Below are 12,303 nucleotides of genomic sequence, written 5' to 3' on the forward strand. Positions count from 1 at the left end.
GATGAAAAATATATTAAAAACAAGCACCATTTTACTACTTCTTATTATTGTTTTAGGGAGTTGCCAAGATAAGACTACCCAACAAAATGAAGAACATAATGAAGAAGGTGGCGAACAAGAAGAAACTTCTAATATAGTTGCATTGCAACTAAAACAATTAGAAGTAATGAACATAGAATTAGGCACAACCAAACAAGTTAATTTAGGTTCCTCATTAAAAGTGAATGGGCAATTAGAATTACCTCCTCAAAATATGGCAAGTGTAAGTGCTATTGTTGGTGGCCGCGTTCAAAGCATTGCCGTTATTGAAGGCAATTATGTAAAAAAAGGGCAAGTTCTTGCCCAGTTAAACAACCCTGAATTTATCACAATGCAGCGCGAATATCTTTCGGCAAAAAGCAATATTTCATTTTTAGAGCAAGATTATCAACGTAAAAAAGCGCTTTTAAAAGATGGAATTACTTCGGCAAAATCATTTCAGCAAGCAGAAGCTGCATACAATGAAGGAAAATCGGCATTGAATGCTGCAAAATCAACTTTACAGTTAATGGGAATAAATATTTCGGCTTTAGAAAATGGAAAAATAACAACTACTGTTCCTGTAGTTTCTCCCATAAAAGGATCTGTTCAAAACATTCAAATTAATATTGGAAAATTCGTGGGTCCAGAGCAAGAAATGTTTGAAATTGTTGATAATGAGTATCTATATTTAGGCTTAAAAGTGTTTGAAAAAGATGTAGACAATGCTAAAGTAGGGCAAAAAATAGCCTTTACATTAACAACACGGCCTGATAAAATTTATGAAGCTGAAATTTTTGCCTTGGGTAAAGCTTTTGATATGGATACTCGGGCTGTAAAAGTACACGCTAAAATAATTGGAACACACGATGGTTTGTTAATGGGAATGTTTGTGGAAGCCAGAATCACTACATCAAGTAAAGTAGTGAATGCGTTGCCAAATGAAGCCTTTGTAAGTGAAAAAGGATTGGATTATGTTTTTGTCCAAAAGAACAAAACTGACAATAAAATTGAATTTGAAAAAATAAAGGTCAATAAAGGTATTTCCGATTTAGGTTTTTCTGAAGTTTTGTTTATTGAAAAAATTCCGGAAAACACAATTATTGTATTAAAAGGAGCCTATTACTTGAATTCTGAAATGCAGAAAAGTGAATTCGGCGATGATGATTAATAAATCAATATAAAATTAGAAAAGATGAAATAAGCGTAATCAGTATTTCAAGACCAACCGAAATGACTATTTGCTTATTACATCTGACATTAAAAAAACATTAAATATAACCAGATGAAAGAAATTAAAGCATTTATAAAACCAATTAAATTAGAGAACGTAGTGGAAGCCCTTAAAGAAAACGGCTTCGAAAGCGTAACATTATCAGAATGTGAAGGCACAGGAACTTATAAACGTGAGGACTCATTGCCTTCGTTAAAATTTCACTTTGCGGACAGTAAAATGATTAAACTTGAATTGGTTTGCCAAAATGAAGAAGCCGAACAAGCTTGCCAGCTCATTTGTAAAAATGCCGCTACACCGTATCCTGCAGATGGGATTATTTATGTATCAGACATTAATGATGCGTACAGAATTAAAACAGGCAAATCCATAAAAAGATTTAATATTTAGCACTATGCAAGATTTGGAAAAAATATTGGAGAATAAGAATGTAAAACCAACTGCTATGCGCTTGTTGGTTTTACAACTTCTCAGAAATAAAAATGCAGCAGTTAGTTTAACGGACTTAGAAGATCATTTTATAAAATCAGACAGAACTACAATATACCGTACTTTAAAAACCTTTGTAAAAAACGAAATTGCACATAAAATTGTTGATGGCACCGGAATTACAAAATATGCGTTGTGTGAAGAAAATTGCCATTGTGAAATAGAAACGGATTTGCATGTACATTTTCACTGTAAAATTTGTAATGAAACTATTTGTTTTCCCAAAAATAAAATTCCTTATATAAAGTTACCTGATGGTTATGAGGCAGATAATGTTAGTTTAACGGTTACAGGTATTTGTGATAAATGCAACACATAAATGCACTTCCGTTGCACTATAAATAGAAGTACTTTTATTGAATATTAATTCGTAAATAAGTACAATATGAAAACAAAAATGAATATAGGTTTCGGTTTATTATTAACCATATTAATTATGTTAGCGTATGGTTTTCAAAGCAATAATTCTAAAATTGCTACAAACAATTATCAGCCTATTAAAAAAGAGCTAAAGATAACAGGTAGTGAACTATTTCAAAATAACTGTGCTGTTTGTCACGGCTCTGAACGGCAAGGAAACTTACCGACTTTTCCTTCTTTAGTAGATATCAATCAAAAGTTGAGTAAAGATCATATAAGTGAACTGCTTAAAACAGGAAGGAATATAATGCCTAATTTCTCTCATTTATCTGATTCAGAAAGAAAAGCCATTGTAGGTTTTTTATACGGTGAATCAACTGAGTCAGCTATTGTAACTGAAGTTTCTTCTATAGAACAAGGTAAAAATCTTTTTGTGGCAAATTGTGCACAATGCCACGAACCAGATGTAGAAAATTCAAATTCACCAAAACAAATGCAATGGGGAATGAAGCCTCCTCTACTTAATGGAGTTAATAATTGGGTTAATATTTCCCAATTTAAACAAATATTAAATATGGGGCCTTGTTATATGCCTTCATTTGAGGCTATGGAAAATAAAAATAAAGAAGATATCTATGCCTATTTAAGTACTCTGAAAAGTAGTGCTCAAAACTCTAACTACAGAATGCGAAGAGGCTGTGGTTGTGGTATGGGGATGAGATAAATAATATTGAATATACAGTGTAGAAGTTATTTGCTTTAAAACATAAAATAATTAATACTAAAATTTAAAAATCATGTGGTACGAATGTAACAACGATTGGCATTATTTTGGAATGCACGGATTCTGGTGGCTCTTTTGGGTTGTCATATTAATAGTAATCTTTTTGGTGTTAAAACCATATTTGATTAATAAGAAAGGAAAAGATTCTTCTTTGGAAATTTTAAGACGTAAATACGCTTCAGGAGATATCTCTACAGAAGAGTTTGAAGAAAGAAAAAGAATGCTAGAAGCGGAGTAAGGGTTCAGTCGGAATCAAAGAGGAAATTTATAAAGTGAATCTATTAATACCAAATAAAAAATAATTATGAACTATTATTTCAATAAAATCATTTCTGGAAATTTTGATCAGATAGTTGAAAAAGTCACTGAAGAGCTAAAAAAAGAAGGTTTTGGTATATTAACTGAAATAGACATTAAAGCTACGTTAAAGAAAAAGCTCGATGTAGATTTCTATAATTACAGAATCTTGGGTGCTTGCAACCCCCAGTTTGCATATAAAGCACTTCTGTCAGAAGATAAAATTGGTACAATGTTGCCTTGTAATGTTATTGTTCAGGAAAAAGAAGCGGGTAAAATTGAAGTTTCTGCGGTTGACCCCGCTGCTTCTATGAGTGCAGTAGAGAATGAAACATTGAGTGAAGTAGCTTCTCAGGTAAGAGATAAATTAAAAAGGGTTATCGATAATATTTAATATCTAAGACCATGGAGAAATTAAAAGTAATCATAATGTTCATGGCAGGTATTTTAGCTTCTGTTACCATTGGTCAAACTGTTTTAAAGTATTCGGAATCGTTTCCTCTGGTTTGGTTTGGAATAACTATAACAAAAACACTCAACTCGGTTTTAATAATTGTTCCTGGATTGATTTCTCTAATAATTATTTATTTGGTTTGGTTTAGAAAATCAAAAGTAAAAATTGAATAATAATTTTGATGAAATGTTACAAATATTTACAGGCGGCAACTAGAAAAACATTCTGATTTATATGCCAAAAAATTTAGAAAATATGCGAAAAGTAAGAATTAATAAACAGTTAAAATGCGATGCAACATACCATATAGATGAATGTATGGAGTTTAGGGAACAAATAATTAAGGAAATTAAACCTCTAATTATGGCAAACGTGAATGGTTTTCAAATAGGCTTATGTGATAATGACAAATTTATAGAGTTACTAAATAATGAAATTAAACAAGCCGAACTTTGTTTAGATGGTAAACCAAATAAATTTATTGACTTTATGCTTTGCACTTAGTTTGATGCAAGTGTTTGATAGAATGAAATCCAATAACGATTTATAAAAATATGAAACTGGTATAAAAAGGTTGGGATGGCTAGTATAAAAGATTTACCAGTTAGTAAATTTTTTTGAAGCTGAACTTAAAGAAATACCAAACGAGAAAAACCAATTGAAAAATTTAATAATTAATTAATAAACATTAAAACTTAAAATCATGAAAAATTCATTTAAACTAGAAGTTTTGAAAACAAACAAAATTCTCACAACAGAAGAACAAAGTAAATTTCGTTTGAAATTTAAACCTTTTTTGAACATAGAAGGAGTTATTAGTCTATGTCTTGAGGAAGAGCATCTATACATAGAATACGACCCAATATTTTTTAATTTAGATTCGTTTAAAGAAATTTTAACAGCTGTTGGATTTCCCTTGGAACTTGAGAATATTAAATTAGCATCATCGAATTTGATGAGTTAACCGAATTCAACTCTCATATTCGTAATAAGTCAGAAGTAATGAAACTGATTATAACATATTTAAGACAAAGAAGAATGCACTTTCGTTGCATTCTCTATTTACTTATTTTTGAAGCCAAATAATAGATGAAATATGAAAGAAGAGTGTAAAGAGGGTTCAGTTTGTAATATAGATTTTAGTAAAGAATCTATTAAATCAAATAAATCTATAAAAATAAATAAAGAATATATTCTTCCTATAACAGCTGCATGTTTATTGATAATAGGTATTGTTCTTGATTATTGTGATTTCAATTATTTTAAAGCTCCTGTTCCATTAATTTGGTTTGGTATTATCTATATCCTTATTGGTGGCCCCGTTATCTTAAAGGCTCTAAAACTAATAGTCAAAAGGGATATTTATAATGAGTTTGTCTTAATGTCCATAGCAACCCTTGGCGCATTTTTAATAGGTTCGTATGAAGAAGGTGTAGCTGTTATGCTATTCTATGTTGTTGGAGAATTATTTCAGGAAGCAGCAGTAAATAAAGCCAAACGTTCTATTGAATCCTTGTTAAAAGTACAGGTTGAAGAAGTAACAGTGCTAGAAAATGATAAAGCTATCGTAAAACATCCAAGAGAAGTTGAAATAGGTCAAGAAATTCAAGTTAAACCTGGAGAGAAAATTGCCTTAGATGGTGAATTAATTTCAAATGATGCCGTTTTAAATACAGCTGCATTAACAGGAGAATCTGCACCAGACACAAAAATGAAAGGAGAAAAGGTACTGGCTGGGATGATTAATACTTCTAAAGTAATAACGATAAAAGTTACCAGTAAATTCGAAGACACTAAACTCTCCAAAATATTAAAATTAGTACAGGAAGCAGTAGGTAGAAAAGCTAAAACACAACTATTAGTGAGTCGCTTAGCTAAAATATACACCCCTATTGTGTTTTGGTTAGCCATAGCTTTGATTATAATTCCCTATTTTTTTCTTGGAGATGCCTATATTTTTCAAATGTGGTTTCAAAGAGCATTAATCTTTTTGGTAATTTCTTGTCCGTGTGCATTGGTAATTTCAATTCCATTGGGTTATTTTGGAGGTATTGGAGCAGCTTCACACAATGGTATATTATTTAAAGGTTCTAACTTTTTGGACTTAATGACCAAAATTGATACGGTTGTTATGGATAAAACTGGTACACTTACCAAAGGGGTTTTTGAAGTGCAAGAAATAGTTGCCTCAAATTTTGATAAAGAATTATTAGTTGAATTAACTTCCGTTTTAGAAGCAAATTCCACCCATCCTATAGCAGAAGCCATTGTAAAATATGCGAAAATTGATAAAACTTCCTTTAAAGCAACCAAGGTTGAAGAAATTTCTGGTTATGGTATGAAAGGGCAAGTTGGAGAGTATGAGGTGTTAGCTGGTAATACTAAATTGTTAGAAAAATTTAATATTTCATATAATTCACAGTTAAATTCTAACACTGAAACCATTGTTGTTATTGCCATAAATAAAAAGTATGCCGGTTATATTACAATTGCAGACGCCCTTAAAGATGATGCTGAAAGAGCAATAGTAGAACTACACTCAATTAAAGGGATAACTGAAATTGTGATGCTCTCAGGTGATAAACAAGCCGTTGTTGATAAAATTGCCAAACAATTAGGAATTGATAAAGCAATCGGTGAATTATTGCCGGAAGATAAAATAACAGCAGTCGAAAAATTAAAAGCAGCAGGAAGAATCATTGCTTTTGTAGGTGATGGAATAAACGATGCTCCAGTAATTACAATTGCCGATGTAGGGTTGGCTATGGGTGGTTTAGGTAGTGATGCCGCTATTGAAACAGCCGATGTAATAATACAAACTGATCAACCTTCAAAAATTGCAACAGCCATTAAAATAAGCAATGCAACTACTAAAATTATATGGCAAAATATTGGTTTGGCGTTGGGTGTAAAAATTTTGGTATTAGTTTTAGGCGCTTTAGGAATGGCAACTTTATGGGAAGCTGTAATTGCTGATGTTGGTGTAGCTTTATTGGCTATTTTAAATGCTGTTAGGATTCAAAGAATGAAGTGGGAATAAATAAATCATTTTACTTTTAGAGCATAAATATGCCTGCAAATTATAAAGGAAAACGGAATAAAAAATGATAGAAAAAATATTTTTAGGGTTCATACTTGTATTTTTTATTCTTGCTTTTGCAATTAGAAATATAAAGACATATTTAGCTACAAAACAATCCATAAGAGGGAAATCATTTAAATTATCAATGTCGATTATCATTTCAACAATTATGTATGTATTAATAATGCTCCGTTTAACTTTACTTAAACCAAAATGGATTATTGAAATTGAAATATTGAATTACCACTCATTAAAATCAATTGGCTATATTGTTGTTTTTGTTGGTTTTATTTCTGGAATTTTTGCGTTAATTGCAATGAAAAGTTCTTGGAGAGTAGGCATTAAATATAATCAAAAAACCAAATTGATTACAACTGGGATATATAGCATTAGCCGAAACCCTTATTTTTTATCGTATAATATTCTTTTTTTAGGATACATTTTAATTTTCCCTTCAAGTATCTTAATCGTTTTATATGTTCTACTCGTAATCATTTTTCATAAAATGATTTTGGATGAAGAGGAGTATTTACTATCAAAGCACAATGAAAAATATATAGAATACAAAAGAAAGGTAAATAGATATTTAACACTTAACTTAAAATAATTGAGGATTAATTCTAATTCGTAAGATAGTATGTTTTAGATCTGAAAAAACCATCTCCAGCAGTATTCCATTCCGTTACCACTACATTCCATACAGCTTCCAATTCCGCGCAGTAAGAGCTTTAAAAAAAGCACTTACTTTTTGCCTTTGCGCTTTTAAATCCGTTTCCATTAGAATAGTCCCAATAAGCTAGAAACATCCGTGCAGGTAATAAGGTGTTCGTCAATTGCTTAATTTTGTTTCATAAAATATACCTTCAAGTTTTTTTTTGGTAGCCAATAAACTATCAATTCATTTCAACATTCACAACCTCAACAATAGTCAAAATAAAACTTGCAGGTACCGTAAGTAGTACCACTGCGGTGACACATCCTCGTTGGCACTACTTACTTATTTTATTGCACACATTCCACGCATTCCTCACCCACAGCTATCTTTTGTACCCAAACCCTTTAATGTTTTGCTACGCAAGTCATTTTATTGGGTACAACCGCTGTTTCATAATTTTGGCTCGCCTGCTGCTCACTCCGGGCTAATCGGGTTGTCACAGTTTTTGCAGTACTTACTTCAGAATAAGTAAATCCATTTTGCATATAATTTAACCACTCCTTAGCACTCGCGATTAAACCATATTGCAAACGCTCACAAGAGCAAGATATTCCGTTCATCATTTCTCGTTTTGGCACTTCGCTAATTCAATAAAATTAATAATTAGCACCCTATCAAACCAACAACTTAAAACAAGCAGCAAATAACCAAAAGCGATGTACACAATACGCTACATTCTTCACTTCATATCTTGCACTTGCCTTTCCCTCATCATACATTTGAATTCAAAAAAAAGTAAGCAAAAACAGCGCCAACCCTGCGTGTGCCACGTAGTTGTTGCACGCACTTATGCCGAAGGCAACGTACTTTTGCCCCAACACCCTTCGTTCAACTCGCCAGGCGGCTCGCCTAAATGCTACCGCATTTTTGCTCTCGATTACCTGCAAAACAAACTTTTTATTATTTTTGTAGTGTTATTTCAGTATTGGAGTTATAATCTCTTGTAATGGGTAACATAAACCAAAGCGTAATTCCTGTTGGACTGTATCCCTCAAGGCAATGGCTTTGGTTTTTTATTATTTAAAAATGTAATAGTATTGAAGTGTCTTCCTGTAAAATAGTTGCTGTATTACTATCAATCCTGCTATTAAATAAATCTTTGCTTACTGCAAAAGCTTCAATTTTAGTATCATCAAAAGGAATATTTAACAACTCTTTTACCTCATTTTCAGAAAGTGAACCATTCATCCAATCAGTTTCTAGATGTTGAGATAAAATAACTGGTTGTCGTAATTTTTTATTATGAATTTTTGCAAACAAAGGACTAGCAGTTTTTGTTAAAATAGTATAAGTAACAATGTTTTCAACAACAGTGTATATTCCAGCCAAACCCATTAAATCATCATCTTTTTGCTTAATATGAATCGGATATTTTTGTTTATTGTATTCGTGTGGTTCAAAAAAACCACTGACAGGAATAATACAACGTTTGGTAAACGCTGATTTCTCATACAACCAATAATCAAATAACTTTTCACTTCGTGCATTCAACCCACTCCCATATTTTAATTGTTGCTTGTAGTATTCTTTAATCTCACTTACCTTTTTAGCAGGTGGCACAATTCCCCAAGTTGCAGGGATTAAATGTGTAGCTTTTTGTTGTGGTATAATTAACGAATTTAAATGCTCAAATCCATTATTATGAAAATGTGGTGTATCATAGGTTTCTCTTAAAGCGTCATCAATGAGTTGAACCTTAAACCTATTCTCAACTTTTTTTACTTTTTTTGTATGTGAGGTATGGAAGCACATATTAATAAATATTAATAATTTCAGTAAGCTTTGTGGTATATCTAGGTGATAATCGTTCTTGTTTCATTTTCCAAGTTCTACCAATATCTTGTGAGCCAAATTTTACTTTGGTTTGCCCAATACTTTTATTCAAACTATCAATAGTTTTCATTAAGGGTATATGCTTCGGATTTTCTTTAGTAAACAACGTAAATTGTTTGGTGTTTTCAGGAGTAATTCCCATTACGATAACTCCTGCTTTTTTATAATGATACCCCTCTTTAAAAATATGCTCCAACCCTTGTACTGCATATTTTATAATATCAATACTTGAATTGGTTGGATACTGTGTTTTTACAACAATATTCTTTCCATATTGTGGTAAATCCTTTCTGTGCCAATTGCTATGTAAAAAAACCATCACCACATTGCAGCAACTTCCTTGTTTACGTAGCTTTTCAGCACAGCTTACAGCAAAGGTACTCACACGTTCTTTAATGCTTTCCAAGTCAGTATGCATTCCTTCAAAAGTTCTGGTAGTTGCTATTGCTTTTTTCTTTTGAAACACTTCCAATCCTAAAGTTTCTTTGCCCTCTAATTCGTGTTTTAAACGCAATCCTACAACACTCATTTGTTTACGTACCCAATCATCGTGTAAATTTACAAACTGATAAGCTTTTAGTATATTTTTAGCTTGTAGCCTTTTAGAATGTTTTCTGCCAATACCCCAAACATCTTCAACAGCTAACCACTTTAAAGCCTTTATTCTTTTTTCTTCAGAATCAATAATATAAACACCTTTCGTTTCTTTTGGAAATTTTTTTGCAATTCTATTGGCAACTTTTGAGAGTGCTTTTGTGGGTGCAATTCCTATACTAATAGGTATTCCTGTACCTTTATCAACAGTCTTTTTTATAGATTCAGCATAAGATTGTAAATCAAAATGCTTAAAACCTTTAAATTGAAGAAAAGCCTCATCTATGCTATAAATTTCAATATCAGGTGTATAAGTAGCTAGTAAACTCATAACTCTATGACTCATATCTCCATACAAGGCATAATTTGATGAAAATACGTGAATATTGTTTTTTTCAAACAACTCCTTAAATTTAAATGCAGGTGCTCCCATAGGTACTCCTAATGCTTTTGCTTCATTACTACGTGCAATAACACAACCATCATTATTGGATAAAACCACTATTGGCTCATTCCTTAAATTAGGTCGAAACACGCGTTCACACGATGCGTAAAAATTATTGCAATCAACTAAAGCATACATTTTTTATACATTTTTTATAACTGTAGTAACAATTCCCCAAATAATAAAATCATTATCCGCAGTGACTTTTATAGGTTGATACTTTTCATTTTCAGCTACCAACCAAATAATATCTTTTTCAATTTTTATGCGTTTTACGGTAAACTCTCCATCAATAAAACAGACAGCAATTTTATTATTTACAGGCTCTAAACTTTTGTCAATAATCAATAAATCCCCATTATTCAATCCGGCATTTATCATACTATCACCTTTTACTCTACCATAAAATGTAGTGCTAGGGTTTTTTACAAACTCTTTATTCAAATCAATGGCAGCATCTAAAAAATCATCCGCAGGACTTGGAAACCCTGCGCTAATACCACTTTCAACAAAAGGTAAACTTATGCTTGTTGAGGTATCCGCTGAATAAATTTCTAAGGTGCTTGTTTGATGTAATTTCAAAAGTTTCATTTTTTATGATTTGTTTTTACAAAATTAAGTTTTTATAAAACACATATTCCACAAACAGAGTGAAAGTAATTAACCATTTTTTTATACAACCTCCAAACGATAATACAATACAAAAAAAATAAAAAAAGACAGCAAAACTCGGTTGTTCCCTTCTCCAGCCGCACAACACCTTTCAAGGTCAAGCCCTTTGGGTTTTGAAAAAAATCTCCACCTCACAAATGTTCGTCTCCGTTTTTTTATAAAAACACAGGTCGTATTTTTCTCAAAAACCTTGACAGGCTACCCCTCACAACCAGTAACATTGCTTTCTTTTTTCTTTTTGTTTCAAAATTTATGTGTGCGGAACGCAGTGAAGCATAACTTTAATTGCGTACCTATGTCTAATTTTGAAATCAAAACCCACCAACCAGGAAGAGTCTACAACACACCCCACTTTTTTATCTTATCGAAAGGCTTAAACAGTGGCAGGCCGATGAACCAGCCTTGCCCCAACTGTTTTGTAATTACAACAGCTGCAGAACCAACCCGGGAATCCTTGTATTATTTATGCTTATCACTTAAAACAGGGCAATTCTTCAGTTATTATTTAAAAGGAAGTGTTATCCCTTTTATCAGTATTTCAGATGCTAAAAGAGTAATCAATGAAGCACTTCAAAACAACCAGGAACAACAATGGCTAATCAAAGTTGAAAAACTCAAAAAAATCAATGCTTTTGAAGAAAACCTTAAGCAGCAACTTTCAACAATCAAGCAATTAAAAATTGCGTTGTTGAGGTCTTAAAAATCAACCATAAAAGCCTGGCTTCCAGCTAGGCTTTTTATCAAAAACCAATAAAATGAAAATCATTATTGCAGGAAGTCGAACCTATACCGACTACAAAAAACTATCTGAAGTATGTGACCAGTTTCTCCAGGATCAAACCGATATTGAAATCGTTAGCGGTTCTTACTACAAAGGAGCTGACAAACTTGGTGAGCAATACGCAAAAGAGAGAGGTTATAAAATAACCCAATTTCCAGCCGACTGGAAAAGATTTGGAAGAGCTGCTGGACCAAAACGAAATGAACAAATGGCAAATTATGCTAACGCATTAATTGCCTTTTGGGATGGCGCCAGCAAAGGAACCAAACATATGATTGATTTAGCGAAAAGTACAGGTTTAAAAATTTATATAAGCCAAATTAATTCAAATGAAATCTAAATTCATTTTAAATTAACAACAACCATATTTTTTAAACTCTTTTTTATTAAATTAGTACATCGAAAAAATTGCTAATTTCAAAAATAAATAGAACAAATAAATACAAACATTTATCTTAATATTAAAAAAGATATACAGTCCAATTTGTTTGGATTTAATAAATTATTGGGAAGATAAAAAAAACTGCTAACTAACAACCAAAACA

General features: G+C 31.8%; 17 protein-coding genes. 13 read left to right on the forward strand and 4 right to left on the reverse strand.

The features are described 5' to 3' along the window. Position 1: 1 nt before the first annotated feature. The 11 genes from BX611_RS09555 (at position 2) to BX611_RS09605 (ending at position 7,325) form a co-directional block, all read left to right on the forward strand. Positions 2 to 1,189: an efflux RND transporter periplasmic adaptor subunit gene (locus BX611_RS09555; RefSeq protein WP_115880630.1), complete on the forward strand. Its 1,188-nt coding sequence runs from the start codon at positions 2 to 4 to the stop codon at positions 1,187 to 1,189. Positions 1,190 to 1,303: 114 nt separating this feature from the next. Beyond that, positions 1,304 to 1,642 (forward strand): P-II family nitrogen regulator, encoded by a 339-nt coding sequence (locus BX611_RS09560; RefSeq protein WP_115880631.1) that lies wholly within the window; start codon positions 1,304 to 1,306, stop codon positions 1,640 to 1,642. Positions 1,643 to 1,646: 4 nt separating this feature from the next. Continuing rightward, positions 1,647 to 2,060, forward strand: coding sequence for a Fur family transcriptional regulator (locus tag BX611_RS09565; RefSeq protein WP_115880632.1), 414 nt, complete (start codon positions 1,647 to 1,649; stop codon positions 2,058 to 2,060). Between the two features lie 66 nt (positions 2,061 to 2,126). Further along, complete coding sequence (locus BX611_RS09570) at positions 2,127 to 2,825, forward strand: c-type cytochrome (protein ID WP_115880633.1); 699 nt, start codon at positions 2,127 to 2,129, stop codon at positions 2,823 to 2,825. A 73-nt stretch (positions 2,826 to 2,898) separates the two neighbouring features. Next, the gene (locus BX611_RS09575) at positions 2,899 to 3,123 is read left to right on the forward strand and encodes an SHOCT domain-containing protein (protein ID WP_115880635.1); all 225 of its coding nucleotides are present in this window, start codon (positions 2,899 to 2,901) and stop codon (positions 3,121 to 3,123) included. Positions 3,124 to 3,189: 66 nt separating this feature from the next. Continuing rightward, entirely contained in the window at positions 3,190 to 3,576 is a 387-nt protein-coding gene (locus tag BX611_RS09580) for a DUF302 domain-containing protein (RefSeq protein WP_115880637.1), read from the forward strand. Positions 3,577 to 3,587: 11 nt separating this feature from the next. Beyond that, positions 3,588 to 3,809: a hypothetical protein gene (locus BX611_RS09585; protein WP_147296412.1), complete on the forward strand. Its 222-nt coding sequence runs from the start codon at positions 3,588 to 3,590 to the stop codon at positions 3,807 to 3,809. Positions 3,810 to 3,870: 61 nt separating this feature from the next. Beyond that, complete coding sequence (locus BX611_RS09590; RefSeq protein ID WP_115880641.1) at positions 3,871 to 4,140, forward strand: hypothetical protein; 270 nt, start codon at positions 3,871 to 3,873, stop codon at positions 4,138 to 4,140. A gap of 199 nt (positions 4,141 to 4,339) precedes the next feature. After that, positions 4,340 to 4,600 carry a hypothetical protein gene (locus BX611_RS09595; RefSeq protein ID WP_115880643.1) on the forward strand — a complete coding sequence of 87 codons (261 nt, stop codon included), beginning with the start codon at positions 4,340 to 4,342 and terminating at the stop codon, positions 4,598 to 4,600. Positions 4,601 to 4,732: 132 nt separating this feature from the next. Then, the gene (locus tag BX611_RS09600) at positions 4,733 to 6,676 is read left to right on the forward strand and encodes a heavy metal translocating P-type ATPase (protein WP_115880645.1); all 1,944 of its coding nucleotides are present in this window, start codon (positions 4,733 to 4,735) and stop codon (positions 6,674 to 6,676) included. Positions 6,677 to 6,740: 64 nt separating this feature from the next. After that, positions 6,741 to 7,325 (forward strand): methyltransferase family protein, encoded by a 585-nt coding sequence (locus tag BX611_RS09605; protein WP_115880647.1) that lies wholly within the window; start codon positions 6,741 to 6,743, stop codon positions 7,323 to 7,325. Positions 7,326 to 7,777: 452 nt separating this feature from the next. On the opposite strand, the gene BX611_RS09610 is transcribed toward BX611_RS09605, so the two are convergent. From BX611_RS09610 to BX611_RS09625, 4 genes are all read right to left on the reverse strand, one after another. Beyond that, complete coding sequence (locus BX611_RS09610) at positions 7,778 to 7,996, reverse strand: hypothetical protein (protein ID WP_115880650.1); 219 nt, start codon at positions 7,994 to 7,996, stop codon at positions 7,778 to 7,780. Between the two features lie 457 nt (positions 7,997 to 8,453). Then, positions 8,454 to 9,185: an SOS response-associated peptidase gene (locus tag BX611_RS09615; RefSeq protein WP_115880652.1), complete on the reverse strand. Its 732-nt coding sequence runs from the start codon at positions 9,183 to 9,185 to the stop codon at positions 8,454 to 8,456. A 1-nt stretch (position 9,186) separates the two neighbouring features. Beyond that, positions 9,187 to 10,443 carry a Y-family DNA polymerase gene (locus tag BX611_RS09620; RefSeq protein WP_115880654.1) on the reverse strand — a complete coding sequence of 419 codons (1,257 nt, stop codon included), beginning with the start codon at positions 10,441 to 10,443 and terminating at the stop codon, positions 9,187 to 9,189. A 3-nt stretch (positions 10,444 to 10,446) separates the two neighbouring features. Beyond that, the gene (locus BX611_RS09625) at positions 10,447 to 10,896 is read right to left on the reverse strand and encodes a LexA family protein (protein WP_115880656.1); all 450 of its coding nucleotides are present in this window, start codon (positions 10,894 to 10,896) and stop codon (positions 10,447 to 10,449) included. A 376-nt stretch (positions 10,897 to 11,272) separates the two neighbouring features. Between BX611_RS09625 and BX611_RS09630 the strand changes: the two genes are divergently transcribed. Both BX611_RS09630 and BX611_RS09635 read left to right on the forward strand, forming a co-directional pair. Next, a complete protein-coding gene (locus BX611_RS09630) occupies positions 11,273 to 11,677 on the forward strand; it encodes a DUF6943 family protein (RefSeq protein WP_115880658.1) in 405 nt (134 codons plus the stop codon). A gap of 55 nt (positions 11,678 to 11,732) precedes the next feature. Beyond that, positions 11,733 to 12,098 (forward strand): DUF2493 domain-containing protein, encoded by a 366-nt coding sequence (locus BX611_RS09635; protein ID WP_115880660.1) that lies wholly within the window; start codon positions 11,733 to 11,735, stop codon positions 12,096 to 12,098. The last annotated feature ends 205 nt before the right edge of the window (positions 12,099 to 12,303 follow it).

The organism is Lutibacter oceani, assembly GCF_003384935.1.
Taxonomy (GTDB): domain Bacteria; phylum Bacteroidota; class Bacteroidia; order Flavobacteriales; family Flavobacteriaceae; genus Lutibacter; species Lutibacter oceani.